At 58.3% G+C, this 18,569-nt stretch carries 18 protein-coding genes; 6 read left to right on the top strand and 12 right to left on the bottom strand.

Annotation, left to right across the window (positions count from 1 at the left end; translation table 11 throughout):
- Positions 1-4: 4 nt before the first annotated feature.
- Entirely contained in the window at positions 5-1,039 is a 1,035-nt protein-coding gene (locus ATO10_RS04405; RefSeq protein WP_035248626.1) for a zinc ABC transporter substrate-binding protein, read from the bottom strand.
- A gap of 77 nt (positions 1,040-1,116) precedes the next feature.
- Between ATO10_RS04405 and ATO10_RS04410 the strand changes: the two genes are divergently transcribed.
- From ATO10_RS04410 to ATO10_RS04420, 3 genes are read left to right on the top strand one after another with little or no spacing between them, the layout of a single operon-like run.
- Positions 1,117-1,602, top strand: a complete 486-nt coding sequence (locus ATO10_RS04410) for a Fur family transcriptional regulator (RefSeq protein WP_035248629.1) — start codon at positions 1,117-1,119, stop codon at positions 1,600-1,602.
- The gene (locus ATO10_RS04415) at positions 1,599-2,330 is read left to right on the top strand and encodes a metal ABC transporter ATP-binding protein (protein ID WP_035248632.1); all 732 of its coding nucleotides are present in this window, start codon (positions 1,599-1,601) and stop codon (positions 2,328-2,330) included. Before ATO10_RS04410 ends, ATO10_RS04415 begins: the two co-directional genes overlap by 4 nt.
- Positions 2,323-3,108, top strand: a complete 786-nt coding sequence (locus ATO10_RS04420; protein WP_081806426.1) for a metal ABC transporter permease — start codon at positions 2,323-2,325, stop codon at positions 3,106-3,108. Before ATO10_RS04415 ends, ATO10_RS04420 begins: the two co-directional genes overlap by 8 nt.
- Positions 3,109-3,121: 13 nt before the next feature.
- On the opposite strand, the gene ATO10_RS04425 is transcribed toward ATO10_RS04420, so the two are convergent.
- From ATO10_RS04425 to cydD, 7 genes are all read right to left on the bottom strand, one after another.
- On the bottom strand, positions 3,122-3,475 hold the full coding sequence (locus ATO10_RS04425) for a DUF5368 domain-containing protein (RefSeq protein WP_035248638.1): 354 nt from the start codon (positions 3,473-3,475) through the stop codon (positions 3,122-3,124).
- A gap of 15 nt (positions 3,476-3,490) precedes the next feature.
- Positions 3,491-4,807 (bottom strand): NAD(P)/FAD-dependent oxidoreductase, encoded by a 1,317-nt coding sequence (locus tag ATO10_RS04430; RefSeq protein ID WP_035248641.1) that lies wholly within the window; start codon positions 4,805-4,807, stop codon positions 3,491-3,493.
- A gap of 143 nt (positions 4,808-4,950) precedes the next feature.
- Positions 4,951-5,064 (bottom strand): cytochrome bd-I oxidase subunit CydX, encoded by a 114-nt coding sequence (gene cydX / locus ATO10_RS15895; RefSeq protein WP_051597946.1) that lies wholly within the window; start codon positions 5,062-5,064, stop codon positions 4,951-4,953.
- A 15-nt stretch (positions 5,065-5,079) separates the two neighbouring features.
- Positions 5,080-6,231: a cytochrome d ubiquinol oxidase subunit II gene (cydB, locus tag ATO10_RS04435; protein ID WP_035248645.1), complete on the bottom strand. Its 1,152-nt coding sequence runs from the start codon at positions 6,229-6,231 to the stop codon at positions 5,080-5,082.
- 5 nt (positions 6,232-6,236) lie between these two features.
- A complete protein-coding gene (locus tag ATO10_RS04440; RefSeq protein ID WP_035248650.1) occupies positions 6,237-7,838 on the bottom strand; it encodes a cytochrome ubiquinol oxidase subunit I in 1,602 nt (533 codons plus the stop codon).
- Between the two features lie 126 nt (positions 7,839-7,964).
- A complete protein-coding gene (gene cydC / locus ATO10_RS04445) occupies positions 7,965-9,620 on the bottom strand; it encodes a thiol reductant ABC exporter subunit CydC (RefSeq protein WP_035248653.1) in 1,656 nt (551 codons plus the stop codon).
- On the bottom strand, positions 9,617-11,326 hold the full coding sequence (cydD, locus tag ATO10_RS04450) for a thiol reductant ABC exporter subunit CydD (RefSeq protein ID WP_238323388.1): 1,710 nt from the start codon (positions 11,324-11,326) through the stop codon (positions 9,617-9,619). The genes cydC and cydD overlap by 4 nt, the downstream gene beginning before the upstream one ends.
- Before the next feature lie 120 nt (positions 11,327-11,446).
- Here cydD and ATO10_RS04455 point away from each other — a divergent pair, with 120 nt between their 5' ends.
- From ATO10_RS04455 to ATO10_RS04465, 3 genes are all read left to right on the top strand, one after another.
- Positions 11,447-11,881 (top strand): RrF2 family transcriptional regulator, encoded by a 435-nt coding sequence (locus ATO10_RS04455; RefSeq protein WP_035248655.1) that lies wholly within the window; start codon positions 11,447-11,449, stop codon positions 11,879-11,881.
- Between the two features lie 53 nt (positions 11,882-11,934).
- Positions 11,935-13,203 carry a glycerate kinase type-2 family protein gene (locus ATO10_RS04460; protein ID WP_035248659.1) on the top strand — a complete coding sequence of 423 codons (1,269 nt, stop codon included), beginning with the start codon at positions 11,935-11,937 and terminating at the stop codon, positions 13,201-13,203.
- A 109-nt stretch (positions 13,204-13,312) separates the two neighbouring features.
- Entirely contained in the window at positions 13,313-15,058 is a 1,746-nt protein-coding gene (locus ATO10_RS04465; protein WP_035248662.1) for a sugar phosphorylase, read from the top strand.
- Between the two features lie 41 nt (positions 15,059-15,099).
- On the opposite strand, the gene ATO10_RS04470 is transcribed toward ATO10_RS04465, so the two are convergent.
- From ATO10_RS04470 to ATO10_RS04485, 4 genes are all read right to left on the bottom strand, one after another.
- Entirely contained in the window at positions 15,100-15,420 is a 321-nt protein-coding gene (locus ATO10_RS04470; protein ID WP_051597947.1) for a MafI2 family immunity protein, read from the bottom strand.
- 100 nt (positions 15,421-15,520) lie between these two features.
- Positions 15,521-16,741: a glycosyltransferase family protein gene (locus ATO10_RS04475; RefSeq protein ID WP_035248665.1), complete on the bottom strand. Its 1,221-nt coding sequence runs from the start codon at positions 16,739-16,741 to the stop codon at positions 15,521-15,523.
- Positions 16,734-17,561: an HAD-IIB family hydrolase gene (locus ATO10_RS04480; RefSeq protein WP_051597970.1), complete on the bottom strand. Its 828-nt coding sequence runs from the start codon at positions 17,559-17,561 to the stop codon at positions 16,734-16,736. Before ATO10_RS04480 ends, ATO10_RS04475 begins: the two co-directional genes overlap by 8 nt.
- 160 nt (positions 17,562-17,721) lie before the next feature.
- Complete coding sequence (locus ATO10_RS04485; RefSeq protein ID WP_238323390.1) at positions 17,722-18,405, bottom strand: sugar transferase; 684 nt, start codon at positions 18,403-18,405, stop codon at positions 17,722-17,724.
- Between the last annotated feature and the right edge of the window lie 164 nt (positions 18,406-18,569).

Raw genomic sequence — 18,569 nt, forward strand, 5'->3', positions numbered from 1 at the left:
TGCCTTATTTCGCAGTGCTGACGCAATCGGCAATGTTTGATGCCAGCGTTGTCAGAAGGGTCGGATACAGATCCGCGCCTGGCTCCAACGAGCTGCCCGACGGATCAAGGATGGCACCAATCTTGGTGTCCAGCCCATCGGTCAACGTAGTGACATAGGCCGGATCGTGCTGTGCTTCGGGGAAGATGCAGGCGACTTTGTCGTGTTCCAGCTCTTCGCGCAGCTCGGCCAGATGACCCGCGCCGGGTTTGGCCGCGTCGCCTGCGCTGATCGACTCGACGATGGTCAGGTCAAAGGCAGCCGCAAAATAGCCATAGGCATCGTGGAACACCATCAACGGCACGTCATGGGCAACTTCCAGTGCTGCTTCGGCTTGAGCTTTGGCTGTGGTCACCGCCTCGTGCGCGGCCGCGGCATTCGCGGCATAGGTCGCAGCGTGCTCGGGATCAGCTTCCGAAAGGTTGTGTTCGATCTCTTCGATCCAGATCAGAGCATTTTTCGGGGAAAGCCATGCATGCGGGTCAAGGCCCTCGTGATCATGATCATGATGATCTGCATGCTCTTCGTGCTCGTCATGGTCATCGTGACCGGCATGCTCCTCGTGATCATGATCGTCATGATCGTCGTGGTCCGCATGCTCTTCGTGATCGTGCTCGTCATGCTCATCATGTTCTTCATCGCCGTGCTCGTCGTGGTCCTCGTGCCCCTCACCAAATTCAAGGGTCATGGTCTGCGGCAGGTCAAGCAGTGCAAGCTGTGCTGTCTCGGCCCCTTTCAGCGCACGCTCCAGCCACGGGGTCATTTCGGGCCCCATCCAAATCACGAGATCGGCGTTTGACAAGGCGCGTGCCTGCGACGGGCGAAGCTGGAAATGGTGCGGGTCCGCGCCCTTATCCAACAGCAGTGTTGGATTCCCCAGATCGCCCATGACCATCGCCGTCAAAGAGTGCACGGCCGGGATATCTGTCACGATTTTTGGAGCATCAGCCAAAACAGGCGTGGCAAGCAGGGCCGTTGTGAGGCAAATAGGAAGTCGCATGGGTCTCTCCGCAGGAAGGTCTTGTGTATGCGTCAGTAGGTGTTATGTTATAACGTAACAAGTCAAGGGCTAAAATCGTGACAGCAGAAAAATCACTGGCTTTTGCCGATCATGATCACTCGGAGTGCAGTGGTGACGTTCTTGCGCGCGCCGAAAAGATGGCCGAAGAGGGCGGTCTTCGCCTGACCCCGGTGCGCCGGCGCACGCTCGAGATTCTGTTGGAAAGCCATAAAGCGCTGGGCGCATATGACGTATTGGAGCGCCTGTCCGAAGACGGGTTCGCCAAGCAGCCCCCGGTTGCCTATCGCGCATTAGAGTTTTTGGTAGAGCATGGGCTCGCGCATCGTATTCGCCGTCTGAATGCATTTGCTGCCTGCATGAGCCCCGGACAACCCCACCGCCCCGTTTTTCTGATTTGCACCGGATGTGACCGGGTTGCCGAGGCCAAAGGCACCGTCGTTGCCGAAGCCATCCAAGAGGCGGCGCATCTGGATGGCTTTCAGATCGAGCGGTTCAACGTCGAAGCCTCGGGCCTGTGTGCCAAATGCGCGGAGGCGGTATGAGCCTGATCACGGCTACCGATCTGGGGGTCAATTATGGTGGCCGTACGGCGTTGCATGGCGTCAACTTCAACATAGACCTTGGTGAGATCGTGACCATCGTCGGGCCCAATGGCTCGGGGAAGTCGACATTGCTGAAGGCGCTGTTGAAAGAGCTGCCGCCCACCGCGGGCAAGGTTCAGCATCAACGCGGCTTGGGCATTGGCTATATGCCGCAACGGTTGGCTTTGGACGGGCGGATGCCGATCACGGTGCAACGATTCCTGTGCCTGCCGCATCGTCACAGCCGCAAGCAGATTGAACTGATGCTGACACATGTCGGGGTATCAGATGTGCTGAACCAACAGTTGGATACGCTGTCTGGCGGGCAGTTTCAGCGCGTGCTTTTGGCGCGTGCCCTGTTGGGGAAACCGCAAATCCTGATCATGGATGAGCCCACGCAAGGGTTGGATCAACCCGGCACAGCAGCATTTTACAAACTGATCGCAGACGTCAGGGAAGAAACCGGTTGCGCGGTGTTGATGGTCAGCCATGACCTGCATGTGGTGATGAGCGATTCCGACCGGGTGATTTGCCTGAACGGGCATGTGTGCTGTCAGGGCAAGCCGCAGATTGTTTCGAATGCGCCCGAATACCGCGCCCTCTTTGGCCACGGAACGGGCGGCGCAATGGCGCTGTATCAGCACAGCCATGATCACAACCACGACGAATGCGACCACGACCATGCTTGACGACTTTCTGATCCGCGCGGTGCTGGCGGGCATTGGTGTGGCTTTGGCAGCCGGGCCATTGGGGTGCTTTGTCGTGTGGCGGCGTATGGCTTATTTTGGCGACGCCACCAGCCACGCGGCGATATTGGGTGTCGCTCTGGCTCTGGCCTTTTCAACGCATATCATGGTTGGCACCTTGTTTGCTGCGGTGGTGATGGCCTTTGCCGTTCATCTTCTGACCAATCGTGGGTTGGCGGCGGATACTTCTTTGGGGGTGCTCGCCCATTCAGCCCTTGCCTTTGGCTTGGTCGGCGTGTCGTTTTTGCCCTCAGTCCGGGTGGACCTGACGGCCTATTTGTTTGGCGATATTTTGGCAGTGACCCGCATCGACCTTGCCCTGATTTGGGGGGGCGCAGGTTTGCTCTTGGGGCTGATCGTTTGGCGGTGGTCCGCATTGCTGACCGCGACGCTGAACGCTGAACTGGCGCAGGCGTCAGGCATCAACCCGAAACGAGAGCAGCTGATCCTGACGCTTGCGCTGGCAATCGTGGTTGCGGTGTCGATCAAGGTGGTCGGTGCCCTGTTGATCGTCGCAATGCTGATCATCCCGGCCGCCACGGCGCGCCAATGGGCGCGTGGTCCCGAGCTGATGGCGGTATTGGCCGTGGTGATGGGCGTGGTTGCGGCGCTGGGCGGCTTGGGCGCGTCCTATTGGATGGACACGCCCGCCGGTCCATCGATCGTTGCTTGCGCTGCCACGGTGTTCGCGTTGAGCCTTGTGTTTGGGCGGCCCCGGTAGGCAGGCCCGTAACTCAGGTTTCCGAACTGCCGCGCATCAGGGATTGCGCCGTGTAAACAAGGATGGCGATGCCCACCGCCCCCATCCCGGCAACGCCCAGCAGCACGATCACATCAACCGGGCCTCCGATGTCGGAAAGCGCCGAGTTGGTCATGAACATGACAAACCAGACGGCAAGCACCGCACCAAACGGCATCGACAGCTGCGCCAGCAGGAACTTCTGCATCGACATAGAGCGGTCGCGCACCAGCACATAAACATAGGCCAGCGTTACGATCACCGCCGCCGCGACCATGCCCCAGAATAGACCCCGGCCAAAGATTTCTTCGAACACGGCGAATAGTGTTTCAAGCGTGAGTTCTTTCATCTTCAGGTTCCTTCCTTAGGCCTTGCCGCGCAGCATGGCGTTATAGGTGGCCTTCAGGGCGACCTCTTTCATCAACCACGAGATCCACAGTTCTTCCAGCGGGGCGATCACGCCGGGGAACGAGGGCGTCAGGTCGTTGTTGTAGTCAAACTCGATCAGCATCGCGCGGCCGATCTGGGTGATCAACGGGCAGGATGTATAGCCATTGTAGGCAGCGTCTGAGGTTTTGCCTTCGAAATCGGCGATCAGGTGTTCCTCGACCACCGGTACCTGCCATTTGACCGATGCGGCGGTCTTGCCTTTGGGCACACCGGCCACGTCGCCGACGGCAAAGATATTGTCATAGCGCAGGTGGCGCAGGGTTTCTTTGTGGCATTCAACCCAACCCTGATCCTCCCATTTGTTGGCCCAGGACAGGCCCGCGTTGCGCACGACATCGGGCGCGCGCTGGGGAGGGATGATATGCACATAGTCATAGTCACGCTCGTAATCGCCATCCGGGGTGGCAAAGGTGACTTTCTTGGCCCCCGGATCAATGGCCTGCACCACATGCCCGTATTCGTGATTGATGCCCCGGTCGCCAAAGACCATGCGGATCTTCTCGGCCACGATGGGCACGCCGAACAAAGAATTGTTGTTGGCGAAGTAAGTAATATCCGCCTTGCCACGATTGCCACCCCGGCGGGCGATGTCGTCAATCAGAAAGGTATGCTTGATCGGGGCTCCGGCGCATTTCATCTCGGTGCCCGGGCGGGTGAACAGGCCCACACCGCCTTCTTCGGCGAATTTGCCAGCGGCGTCCCAGGTTTTGGCGGCGTATTCGGGGCCCGCATAAAGCGAGCCAACACCATCCTTGCCGATCAGGCTCATGTCGAACCCTTCGATCGAATCGTAATCCAGCGTCAGGCCGGTTGCGACGATCAGATAGTCATAGTCCAGTTTAGTCCCACCTGTGGTGGTTATTTTGTTGGCCTCGGGGTCGATTTCTGCGGCGGCCTCTTGGACCCAGTTGATGCTGTTGGGCAACCACTGTTTGGTCGTAGACTCGGTATAGTTGGCGGGTTTCAGCCCTGCGGCGACCAATGACAGGCCCGGCTGATAGAGGTGCTTCTTGCGGCCATCCACGATGGTGATTTGCGCCCCGTCCAGACGGTCCACCAGCCGGTTCGCCAAGGCCGTGCCCGCCGCACCAGCCCCAAGGATCACGATTTTAGCCGAGGTCTTGGTTTTCGCGGCTTGTGCTGGCGCCCCGACAGCAGCCAAAGCCACACCCCCCGCAGCCATGCCCAACAGGGCACGGCGGGTGGTGTGGACAGATTTGAGATTGGTCATGCATCCACTCCGAATTTAACATTCGAAATATTGCATACGAAAGTGTGCCGCGACTTTGACTCAAATCAAAAACGCATATTGAAGATACGTCTTTATCGAAAGAAAACCGGGGCAACGTGGCCCCGGTTCTGATTGATGCGTGCTTAGTCGGCCTCGTCAAAGGCGCGATTGTCTTCGTTCAGCTCCAGCCACATTGCGTTCACAACAGCCAGAAGAGCCGCCAGCGGCAGGCCAAGCATCCAAGCGAAATACCACATGTTCTTTGCTCCTTCTTAGTACAGGGTGTCGCCATGGGCGGTGATGTCTTCCTCGGTCACTTTACCCCACAGGATTTTGTAGACCCACGAGGTATAGGCAAGGATCAGCGGCATGAAGATCACGGCCGAGACCAGCATCACGAACAGGGTCAGGTGGGACGACGAACTGTCCCAGACGGTCAACGACGAGGTCGGGTCGATGCTGGAGGGCAGGATGAACGGGAACATCGTCAGCCCGACGGTCGAGATGATTCCGAAGATCGACAGCTTCGACGCCAGCAGGGTGCCCACCTCATAGCCCTTGCGCATCAGCACATGGGCCATCGCGGCACCGGCAAAGCCCAACGCCGGGGCGATGGCGATCCATGGCCGTTCAGCATAGGCCCCCATCCACGACCCTTGCCGGGCCACACCGTTCAACAGTGGGTTGGAGGGGCCGGACGTGTCGATGGCGTGGGTGAAGCGATATCCTTCGATGCCAAAGGCAAGCCACAGACCGGCCAAGGCAAACAGTGCGATTGTCGCGAGCGCCGCCTTGGACCCATAGGCGCGGGCGCGGTCTTGCACGGGGCCGGTGGTTTTCAGCGAAAGCCATGCGCCCCCATGCATGATTAGCATTGACAGCGATACCAACCCGGCCAGCAGCGCGAACGGGTTCAGCAGGCCAAAAAAGCCGCCCTCATAAACCGTCATCAGATCTTCGGTCAGGCGAAACGGCACGCCTTGCAACACGTTGCCAACGGCGACCCCGAACACCAATGCAGGAACAAAGCCGCCGACAAACAGCGCCCAGTCCCATGTCGTGCGCCAGCGTTTGTCGGCGCGTTTGGAGCGATACTTGAACCCAACCGGCCGCAGGATCAGCGCCGCAAGGATCAGGAACATCGCGAAGTAGAACCCCGAAAAGCTGACGGCATATAGCGGGGGCCATGCCGCAAAAATCGCGCCCCCCCCCAGGATGAACCACACTTGGTTGCCCTCCCATATCGGGCCGATGGTGTTGATCGCCACGCGGCGTTCCACATCGGTACGGGCGACGAAGGGCAGCATCGCCCCGATCCCCAGATCAAAGCCATCAGTGACGGCAAAGCCGATCAGCAACACGCCCAGAAGCGCCCACCAGATCACGCGAAGGATTTCAAAGTCGATCAATTCATGCAGGATCATTGTTGTTACTCCGCCGGTTGGGCCGCAGCCCCGTTGCGATTGAGTTTCCGGTCACGGTTGGCGTTCCAGGCTTCAGTTTCTGCAACATCCTGGACCGGGCCTTTGCGGATGTATTTCAGCATCAGCCCCATTTCGATGACGAAGAGCACACTGTAGAACACAACAAAGCCCGCCAGCGTGAAGAGCAGCTGCCCCACCGAAAGGTTCGAAACCGACATGGCCGTGGGCAGCACCCCGTCTACTGTCCAGGGTTGGCGGCCGAATTCAGCCACGAACCAGCCCAGTTCAGCAGCGATCCACGGCGTTGGGATAATCAGCACCGCGCCGCGCAGGGCCCAGCGAGGATAGCGCATGCCGTAAAACGATGTGCGCACGAAGAAATAGATCATCACCCCGATGAAGGTGAAACCAAGCGCCACCATCAGGCGGAACGACCAGAACAGCGGGAACACACCCGGAACCGTGTCATCCGCCGCCATTTTGATCTGTGCCTCGGTTGCGTCGCGTGGATCTTCGACATAGCGTTTCAACAGCATGGCAAAGCCCAGATCGGCCGAGTGTTCCTCGAATTTGGTGATCATGGCCGGGGTGGCTTCGGTCTTGGCCGCCCGGATATCCATCAGCGCGTCATAGGCCAGAATACCGTTGCGCACGCGGCCTTCGGCCTCTTCAACCAGTTCGGTGATTCCGGGCATTTCCTGGGTCAACGACCGCGTGCCGATAAGCCCCATCGCAAATGGGATATGTACCGCATAGTGGGTTTCACGGGCCTCTTGATCGGGAAGTCCGACCAGCGTGAAGGCGGCAGGGGCCTCTTCGGTGTGCCACATGGCCTCAATCGCGGCCAGTTTCATCTTCTGCGTGTGGGTCGCGGCATATCCGGATTCATCGCCCAGCAGCACGACGGAAAAAGCCGAAGCCAAGCCAAAGCTGGCGGCGACCGCAATCGAGCGTCGCGCCAGATCAAGGTGGCGGCCTTTCAACATGTACCAGCTGGACACACCGAGCACGAATATCGAGGCGGTGACATAGCCCGCCGAAACCGTATGCACGAATTTGGCCTGCGCAACTTCGTTGAACATCACGTCAAAGAAGCTGGTCATTTCCATCCGCATGGTGATCGGGTTGAACTCTGCGCCGACAGGGTTTTGCATCCAGCCATTGGCGATCAAAATCCACAGCGCCGAAAAGTTCGACCCGATGGCGACAAGCCATGTGACAATCGCGTGGCTGACTTTCGACATCTTGTCCCAGCCAAAGAACATCAGCCCGACAAATGTGGCTTCAAGAAAGAAGGCCATCAAACCTTCAATCGCCAAAGGCGCGCCGAAGACATCCCCCACATAGTGCGAGTAGTAAGACCAGTTCATGCCGAACTGAAATTCCATCGTGATGCCGGTGGCCACACCCAGCACGAAGTTAATACCAAACAGGGTGGCCCAGAATTTTGTCATCTGCCGCCAGATGGGGCGGTTCGTCATCACGTAAACGGTTTCCATGATGGCGACGATGATCGAAAGCCCCAAGGTAAGTGGGACAAACAAGAAGTGGTACATGGCCGTCGTGGCGAATTGCAGCCGTGACAGCTCTACGATGCCGAGTTCCATTGTGCGGATCTCCAGTTGCCGGAATTAATATTGCGCATCTTGAATGCATATTAATGCTGTCGGTAAAGAGAACGCGACAAATGCGCTTTGACTTCGATCAAACAAATATGAATATGAAATGTTTCTTTAAGAAACAGGGGTTTCGTGGTCGGCCCATGATCGTTCGGCGTGACGATGCGACGCAGCAAGAATGCTGCTGTGCGGCAAGAACGCGCGAATTCCGGCCAAAACCTCCCGCGCGGTGGTAGAATCAAGCCCCTCGGTCGGTTCGTCCAGCAGAAGCAGTTTTGGTTTGCGTAGAAGGGTGCGCGCTAGGGCAAGGCGCCGACGTTCGCCGCCTGAAAGCCCGGCACCGTTTTCCAGCAAAGGGGCGTGCAGACCGCCGCGTTCCGCGACTGTTTGCGTAAGGGATACCGCGGCTAAAACCTCCCATGCGGTGTTTTCCGTCACGTCGGGGTCGGCAAGGGCGAGCGCCTCAAAGAACGATGCTCCAAGCAGCACGCTGCGCTGGGGCAAGAACGCGATGCTCTTGCGCAGCTCCGATTCAGACAACTTCGCGATGTCTTGACCAAACAGGGATATTTGCCCGGCGTTAGGGTTCTCTAGCCCGGCGGACAAAGACAGGATCGTGCTTTTACCGGACCCGCTGGGGCCGGTTAACGCGATGATCTGTCCGGCCTGCAAGGTCAGGTCAAACCCCTGTATGACGGCGCGTTGTGCGCCCGGATGGGTGTAGCTTACGTTGCTCAGGCGCAGGGCATCCGTGGTTCGCGTGCGGTCGGGCTGGGCGGCAGAGGGGATGGCCTGCGCCGGCGTAGACATCAAACGGGTCACATTACGCGCCGCATGCCGCATCCGCCCAAAATCGGCCAAGCCGCGTTGCAATGCGCCGGTGGTCTCGGCCAAGGCAAGCGCGGCAAAGAACCCAAGCGCCGCCTGAGCCGGGCTAACCAGATTTTGGTGCACCAACTTCGCCCCGATCCAAAGCGCACCGGCTGCAGCCAGCGTTGCGCACAAAGACAGGATGAACCCGGCGCGCCGTTCGATCCGGTCGGATTGTCTTAGTTGCGTGACCATGCGGGTTTCGGCGGCGTGAATGGCATCTTTCTGATCGCTGAAGCGGCCATAGACCAGCAGGTCATCGCGGGCGCGCAACGTATCAATCAAGCGTATCCGAAACGCTTGTTGCGCCTTCTCTGCCAGACGTGATGGCCTGTCAGCGCGCTGCATCACCCAGATATAGGCGCTGCCTGCGCCGACGGAAAAACTGCCTATGACCCAAGCTGCGACCGCCACGTCGACCAGTATCCACAAGGTGGTGAAGCCGACCGCCAACACCACGAACAGCGCGATGGCTGGGATGAATAGACGCAGCGCGATGCCGTCCAAGGCGTTGACGTCGGCAACCAGCCGGTTCAACGCTTCGGCGCCGCGCAGCCGCGCAAGACGCGGGTAGGGCAGACGCAGCAAAGCCCCCAGCAGGCGTACCCGCAGATGCGTCAGGCTTTTAAGCACCGCGTCATGGGTCCAAAGCCGTTCAGCATAACGGGCGCCCGTCCGGCCCAAGGCCAAAAGGCGCACCCCGGCGCTGGGCGCAAAGATATTGAACAAGATGCCCATTCCGGCCAGCCCTGCCGCGGCCGCCGCCGTAATGAACCATCCTGATAACCCCAACAAGGCGACGCCTGCCACCAGAACGATGACGGCCATCAGGCTGCCACGTGCCATCGAGGCCCGCTCGCTGCGCCAGATCAGCGCAAAAATCCGCAAGAGCGCGCTCATGAGTGGCCTCCGGATGGGATCTGCACCACCTGATCGGCCCAGTCGATCAAAACGGGATCATGGGTTGCCATGATCAAGCCGCTGCCTGTTTGGCGCAGCTGCTCTAGGCCGCTGATCACGTGTTGAGCCGTCGCATCGTCCAGATCTGCGGTGGGCTCATCCGCCAGTACATAGGCGGGTTGCCCCAAGGCCGCGCGCGCCAACATGATGCGCCGGGCCTCGCCCCCCGACAGGCCGGCGCCGTTTTCCCCCAAGCGGGTTTGCAACCCCTTGGGCAGACGGCGCACCACCTGTGTTGCATGGGCCAACTGAAGCGCAGACTCAATCTGGGATTGGGAAGCCGGGTGCGACAGTGTCAAATTGGCCCGCAGACTGCCCGACAGGAAATGCGGCGTCTGTGGCATCCAACCCAGAGACTTTCGCCAAGCGTCGGCGCTATCCTGTGTCAGGGGGTAGCCATCAATTCTGATCTCGCCGGTCCTTGGTGTGCTTAGCCCGGCCAGCAACCGCAACAGAGTGGTTTTTCCAGCGCCGCTTGGACCGGTGATCGCCAGTATCTGCCCCGGCGCGACCTTGAAGTCGGGGAAGACAATGCTGCGTGCGGAACTGATCTGGTGACTGAGCGTATGGGTGGACAACTGCCCTGATTGCAGAGCGGGCGCGGGCAATCCTGTGCCGATGAAATGCGTTTGTTCAGCTTCTTCAAGCTTGGCAAGTTCCTTCGCGACAGCCTCGGCATCGGCCTTGTCGTGCCATGCTGCCGCCAAATCACGCAGCGGCTGAAAATAGTCCGGCGCAAGTAGCAACAGGAACACGCCCTGAAACACGCTGAGCGGCGTTCCATAGCTGCCGAAACTGACCTCGCCCAACAGCGACAAGCCAACATACACCGCTACCATCGCGACGCCGATGGCGGCGAACAGTTCCAGGACCGTGGACGATAAAAAGGCGATCCGCAGAACTTCCATCGTGCGGCGGCGCAACGTTTCGGCCGACAGTTCAAACTGTGCGATTGTACGGTCCTGCGCGGCCAGCAAACGAATGTCGACCAAGGCGCTTAGGCGTTCCAGAAGCAGCACGTTCATATCCGAAAGCTCAGCCATTTGGCGCTCACTTGCGGATTTGGCGGCGATGCCGATCAGCGCCATAAAAACCGGGATCAATGGACCGGCAATCAATAGAACCAAAGCCACGGCCCAGGACATGGACAGCGCGACAACAAGGATCACCAAAGGCACCACCATGACGCGCGCCCGCGCCGGGGCGTAGCGGGTTAAATAGGGCGTAAGATGGGCCAGTTTCTCGGCCGCTAAGGTGGCGATGGCCGCTGCAGGCTGGCGGGCGCTGTCTTCGGCGGTGCGGCCGCTTTCCCGGGCGATCAACCGTGTGCGTTCGGTGTGCAGACACGATTGAGCCCCGTCAAAGGCCAACTGGCCCGACCATGCGACGCCAAATGCGCGCGCACCGCCCAGCACGACAAACCCGATAACTGCAATCCAGATGGGAAGGGTCGCTGTTTCGGGCTGCACCAACCCGTTTATCGCCAACGCGACCAAAGCGGCTTGGGCCAACCACAGCAGGCTGCTGGTCGCTGCGATCCGGCCTGCCCAGCGTACCTGCTTCTGTCCGGGAGCAATCAGCCGGGTCAGTCGAGAGTCTTTTGCTGATTCAGCTGAAATGGACCTGATTCCCGCCAATTTGGACAAAATAGGAGCCGCAAATACGACTTTCCCGCGCGCGGTGTATGATCTTGATCAAGTTCTGGCGCGGGTCAATGCTATATCAGGAATGAAACTTTAATCTGCCTGCGACGGAAAGTATCACCCATGCGATTGACCACACGCACCAATATTGCCATGCGCGCTTTGATGTATTGCGCCGTAAATGCGGGCCGTGTGGTTCGCAAGACCGACATCGCCGAGGCCTGCAACACCTCGGAAAACCATATGGCGCAGGTGATCAACGCGCTAAGCCATCATGGCTTGATGCGCACCACGCGTGGACGCAACGGCGGAGTCACCCTGGAACGTGAACCAGAAGACATTTCGGTGGGCACAGTGTTTCGGATCCTGGAATCCGGCGTGCCCTTTGCCGAATGCTTTGCCCGCGAAGAGAACACCTGCCCGATCGCGGACTGCTGCAAGTTGCGCGGTGCTTTGTCAGGTGCTCTGGCCGAGTTTTACAAGGCACTTGATAAGATCAACCTGAAAGATTTGGTGGCAGATAACCTTCCTTTGGAAGACGCGCTGCTTTTGCGTTGAGCCTGCCGGAAACTCCGGGCTAAGCTTTACCAAACAGCTTTCCGGATTTTTCCATGACACTTGATGCCCCTTCCGTATTCCTGCGCGGCCTATTTGACACTGCCGTGGACGTCGCGGACCCGATGAATTGTGTGCCAGACGCTTTGCCCGAACGTCCCGCGGGGCGTGTTGTGGTGATCGGTGCGGGGAAGGCCTCGGCCCGGATGGCCGAAGCGGTTGAGGCCGCTTGGGGGCCGCAAGACGGCTTCGTGATCACGCGATATGGTTACGCCCGTCCGACGCAGCAGATCGAAATCGTCGAAGCCGCCCATCCCGTGCCCGATGCTGCGGGCGCCAAGGCCACAAAACACCTTTCGCGTTTGGTGTCCGAATTGGGCGAGGATGACTTTGTTCTGGCTCTGATTTCAGGCGGGGGATCAGCTTTGTTGGTGCAACCCGCAGCCGACATTACGCTGGACGAAAAGCAAGCGCTGACGCAGGACCTTTTGGCCTCGGGGGCGCCGATTGGTGACATCAACGGAATCCGCAAAGAACTGTCCGCCGTAAAGGGCGGGCGTCTGGCGGCGACGGCCTATCCGGCGCGCATGCTGACGCTGATGATTTCGGATGTGCCGGGCGATGATCCGTCAGACATTGCCAGCGGCCCAACGGTGGCCCATGCGGGCGATGCGCAGCGCGCGCTGGATTGCCTGAAGCATTGGAAAGTAACGCCTTCGGACCGTATTCGCGCCTATCTGGAGGCCGGCGGCGACCCTGTAGCGCCAGGGGATGTCAGGCTGAGCCGCGTCGAAAATGTGGTTGTCGCAGCCCCGTCCCAATCGCTGGCCGCTGCAAGAGATCAGGCCGAGGCCGCAGGGTGTAGCGTGCGTATTCTTGGCGATGCGTTAGAGGGCGAGGCCCGGGACGCCGCGGCAGAACAGGCGACTTTGGCGATGCAGGTCCGGGATGCCCTGAAACCGGGCGACCAGCCGGTTGTACTGTTGTCAGGAGGAGAGTTCACCGTGACCCGGAACGGGGATGGTGTGGGGGGGCCAAATGCCGAGTTCAGTCTGGCTTTAGCACTGGCCTTGAATGGGGCGGCGGGTATCCACGCGATTGCCTGCGACACGGATGGTGTGGATGGCGCGGCCGAGGTGGCCGGGGCGATCATCGGTCCTGATACTCTGGCGCGCGCCGCAGCCAAAGGGGTGGATGCCACGGACGCGCTTCGCCGCAATGACAGCCATACATTCTTTGCCAAGATGGGGGATCAGGTGGTGCCCGGCCCAACTTTGACCAATGTGAATGATTTCCGGGCAATTCTGGTGCTGCCACCTGCATAAGTTGCTTAAATCGCGGGCCAATGCCCGGCTTTCGGGCAAGTGCCGTTAATCACTTGTCTTCGCACCTGAAACAGTCCTATCTGATCGAAAGATCTCGAAGCCAGAGCCTATGACCAGCACACCGCCGACCCTCTCCGTTCGGGTGGCCGACTTGATCGGCCGGATTTATCCCGATGTTGAACCCAACATTATGGCCTCAAAAGTGATCGAAGCCTTTTGGCCCGATGAGACGCCGCGCCGTAAACGCGCGCGCGCGCCGGGCAACAAGCTCTGGTCCTCGTCTGATGCGATGGTCATCACCTATGGCAACAGTTTCGTTGACGGTCAGCATAAGCCGCTGGATTTGTTGCATGACTTTTTGAACCGTTATTTGAAGGGTTCAATTGGCTCGGTTCACATCCTGCCGTTCTTCCCTTTCACTTCGGATGATGGTTTCGCGGTGACGGACTACCGCGCGGTGAACCGGCATCTGGGAGATTGGGCCGACATCCGGCGGATTTCGGATGATTTCAAGTTGATGTCTGATCTGGTGCTGAACCATGTTTCCAGTCAGGGCACGTGGTTCAATGAATATCGTCAGGGCCACGAACCCTTTGACAAATTCTTCTTTGAAGCCTTGCCCGAGGATGACCTGAGCAAGGTCGTTCGTCCGCGCACCAATCCGCTGTTGCGCGAGGTAGCAACGGCGAATGGCGACAAGCATGTCTGGTGTACCTTCAGCCACGATCAGGTCGATGTAGATTTCCGCAACCCCGAGGTTCTGCTGGAATTCCTGCGGATCATGCGGCTGCATATCGACAATGGGGTTCAGATCATCCGTCTGGACGCTGTCGCCTTCATCTGGAAGGAAATCGGCACCAGCTGTATTCACCTGCCGCAGACTCATGCCATCGTGCAACTGATGCGCACCTTGTGCGACTTCGCGATCGAACCTTTGGTTTTGCTGACCGAAACCAATGTGCCCAATGTCGAAAACCTATCCTATTTCGGCAACCGCAACGAAGCCCATGCGATCTATAACTTCACCCTGCCGCCTTTGCTGCTGCATGCGTTGCTTAGCGGGACGGCGAAGCATTTGAAAGCGTGGCAGGTTTCCATGCCGCCGGCGCAGCTGGGTTGTGCATATCTGAATTTCACCGCGTCGCATGACGGGATCGGTATGCGCCCGTCCGAGGGCATTCTGCCCGAAGAAGAGCGCCAACAGATCATCCAAGCCGTCCGAGACTTCGGCGGGCGCGTATCAATGCGGGCGCTGCCGGATGGCGGCGAGGCCCCCTATGAGCTGAACATCACCTATTTCGACGCGCTCAAAGGCACGTTTGAGGGGGAGGACGAGTGGCAGGTGGACCGCTTCTTGTGCAGCCAGACCATCGCCATGGCGCTGGAGGGTATCCCTGCGTTCTACATCCATTCGCTGCTGGCCACGCCGAACGATCAGGAAGGCGTTGAAAAGACCGGCGTCAACCGCGCGATCAACCGACACCGGTGGGATTACACGCAATTGCGTGAAAAATTGGATGATTTGAACACTGTTCACGCGCGGGTGCTGAACGGGTTGAAAGAACGCATCGACATCCGCTGCCAACAACCCGCCTTCCACCCGAACGCCACGCAGTTCACGCTGCATCTGGATGAACGTATCTTTGGCATCTGGCGCCAAAGCCTGGAGCGCGATCAATCGGTCTTTGCGCTGCATAACGTGTCAAAAGATACGCTGTCTGTTTCGCCTTTGTCGATCAACCTGATCAGTGGCGAGACTTGGATCGACCTGCTGACCGGCGAGGAAATCGCCCACGGCGGCGAAGACATCGAACTGGCGCCGTATCAGTGCCGGTGGATTACGAACCGGGTTTGATGGGTTGGCAGCTTTGAGGTCAAAGCGGTCAGGTTTAGATGTCAGGGATTAGGGATTACGCCACCCTTGTCGTTCTCCCATCTTCGAAAAAGCGCCGCGTCTAGATTGTCAAGTTTTCCTAAAGGCTCGGAGGTTTTCACAAACTCTATGTTCAGCTCTTCGATATTAAGAAGGCCTGCATCAAAGTTGACCGCAACGATTTCGGCCTGTTCCCTAACAAAATCAGTAGGTTCACGGTCTAGGTAATATCGAAACGTGTACTTTCGACCAACTGCGCGAAGCGCAACCAATCTCATCTCTCGTGTTATCTCACCGTTGAGGCTCTTGACTGCCCAAACAAATAGGTCTGAATCTATTGTCATCGCTCCTCCTCTGTGAGAATGCCGAGATGGAAGTAAACACCCTCACTTTCGCACAGCAATTAAACGGCAACTCTACCTAGATCGTTGCCAACCTTAGCTCTCACCCATACTCATCATAATCATCCGCCACCGCGCGCAGCATGTCGGTCATTAGCGCGGGGTCGGCGGCGTGGACACGGCTCCATGTCGGGATGAAGGGTTGCTCGGCCGGATTGTCGAGGAAGATCTGGCCGGCCTTGGTCAAGTTCTGTGCGAACAGCTCGATCATTTTCTCTTCTTTGTGGCGGTCGATCTGCAGCCCGTTCATGCGGGCGTCCGAGGTGTAGCATTCCAGCAGATCTAGTGCCGAGCGATAGTAAGTCGCCTTGAGCGAGCGGAAGATTTCCTCGGAAAACACCGTGCCGTCGGCGGCCAGCTTGCGGTAGATCGACTTGGCGATGTCGATCGACATGCGCGAAAGGCCGGTGGTGGCGTCCTCTTCGGACACCGGCTGGTGCTTGTGGTCGTAATTGTCAGAAATCTCGACCTGGCAGACAGACTTGGGCGCCAGGTTGCGCCAGGCTTCGGACAGCACGCCGACCTCAAGCCCCCAATCCGACGGGATACGCAGATCGGGCACCGGTGCCACGCGCATGGCAAACTCGCCCGACAGCGGATAGCGGAAGGCGCGCAGGAAATCGAGGTAATCGCGCGGGCCGATGACTTTTTGCATCGCAATCAAAAGCGGGCTGACCAGAAGGCGGCTGACGCGGCCGTTGAGCTTGCCATCGCCAACGCGGGCATAAAAGCCTTTGGACAGTTGGTAGGGAAAGTTCGGATTGGCCAGCGGGTACACCAGCCGGGTCAGCATTTCGGCCTTATAGGTAATGATGTCACAATCATGCAGCGCGATAACGGAACTGTCTTTGCAGGCCAGTGTATAGCCGATGCAGAACCATACGTTGCGGCCCTTGCCCGGTTCGCCCGGGTCCAGCCCTTGATCTCCCAGCCGCTGGTGGATCGCTTTCATACGCGGGCTGTCATTCCAGATCACCACATGCTCTTGCGGCAGGCGGCTGAAGAACTTCATCGCATGGCGGTATTGATCCTCGTCAGCACGGTCCAGCCCGATGACGATCCGGTGCAGGTAGGGCACCGTCGCCAGCTCGTCCAGGATTTTGGGCAATGCTTCGCCTTCGAGTTCTGAAAACAGCGACGGCAGGATCAGGCTGATCTTGCGGTTCTGAGCAAAGCTCTCCAGCTCGCGCGAGAGAGCCTCGGGCGTGGTGGTGCGCAGATTGTGCAGCGTCGCCAGGTTCCCGTTTTGATGAAAATCAGCCATTGGTGGGTATTCTTTCTTCCAGATGTCTTTGCGCGATGATCTCTAACATCGCCTGATTCCAGCCCGAAGGGCCAGCAAGTTCGGTACGCAGTATCTTACCTTGGGTTTCTTGCGCCAGTTGGGGCAGGGGCGCGCGATGTGGGTTGGCGATCACCACACCCAGATCGGCAGTTTCCAGCATTTCAACGTCGTTCGGGGCATCGCCAAGGGCGACACTAAATGGAGTTTCATATTGCGCTAGGATTGCGCCCATCTGTGCAGCTTTCGTGCCGCCAAAGGACAGTGTCAAAAAACGCCCGCCTTCGCGCGCCGCGATTCCCGATTGTGCCAAAGCGTCGAGGAACTCTTGTTTCAGGTGCTCAGGGCCTGTCCATAACCCCGGTTCTGAAAATTGGCGCTGGGTTGCAAGCTTGGCCTGCTCCATCGGTAAGCCGGTGTGGTGTGCCACGCCCTCGTCCCCCCAATCGCCAAAGCCTTGATATCCAGACCGCAGATCGATCGGGAGGCGCGCCAATGCAGTGCGCAACTTCGTATAGTCTGTGCTTTGTTGCGGTGCTTCCGTCCCAGCGGGCAAAACCCCTGCGCCGTTCTCGACGATCGCTGGAACATGGTCGAAATCCAGTTCGTGGCGCAGCACTGCGATTTCAGCGGCTGTTTTCGAACTCGCCAGAACCACAGGAACCTGCAACGCGCGCAATTTGTTTAGTGCGGGTAAGGCTGCCGCGTGGCTATAGCTATCGTGGTCTAACAGGGTTCCGTCCAGATCGGTAAACACGATCATGGAAGGGGGCGGAACCGTCTTTGGCGCTGCAGTATTCATCAGGGGGATCATCGACTGATTGATCCGGGATAACCAGAGAGCAAAGAGAGAATGTCAAAAATGTATCACCGCCCCAAATCTCAGCGCCTAAAAAATATGCGTAAGTTTAAGGGGCGGATGTTGTGTCGTGTTCAGTTTTAAGAACGTCAGGAAGCAGGGTTCAGGTGCCTGTACCCTTAACGACCACGCCGACGGTTTTAAGGATCAAAGTCAGATCATACTTAAAGCTGAGTTTGCTGTGGTACATGTCGTCGAAATGTACGCGATCCGAGAACTGAGTTTTCCCGCGTCCGACAACCTGCCAGCAGCCGGTGATCCCGGGGCGCATGTCGAAGTAGCTGCGCCCACCCGCGGCCTCATACATCTGCATTTGCTGAGACATAAAGGGGCGGGGGCCGACAAAGCTCATGTCGCCGGTCAGGATGTTCAGGATTTGAGGCAACTCGTCCAAGCTGGTTGCGCGAAGGAAGCGACCGACTTTGGTGATGCGTGGGTCTTTTGCGAGCTTCTGGTTTTGATGCCACTCGCGCGCGATTTCCGGGTCTTTTTCACAAAGTTCAGTGAGCACCGCTTCGGCGTCGACGACCATTGTGCGCAATTTCCAGCAGTCAAACTGTTTGCGATCCAGCCCTACGCGTTTTTGCGAGTAAAGACCGGGGCCGCCATCAAGTCGTACCAGAGCCCATAGAATCAGAACGAGCGGTGCAACCAAAGGAAGAATTGCGATTGCGAAAGCAAGATCAAAGGCACGTTTCCCAAACCGAGTGTATAGGTTGGTCTTGGCGACCTGAGGCGCATGGATTTCTGTCGTATTAGTAAAAAAATCAAATACAGCGTTTTTCAAACCGATACCCACCTATCAATTAGGAGTTCCGGGGGAATGCCCTGAAACAAGTTCACGAACACGTTGCCAAAGTTCACTCCTCAAAGACGCGAAAGGCGTCTCATCGGCTCTGACATTGCCTACTACTTACGTGCCGCGTTTAGCTTTGTCGAGTGGACTCCGAG

Source organism: Actibacterium atlanticum, assembly GCF_000671395.1.
Classification (GTDB): Bacteria; Pseudomonadota; Alphaproteobacteria; order Rhodobacterales; family Rhodobacteraceae; genus Actibacterium_D; species Actibacterium_D atlanticum.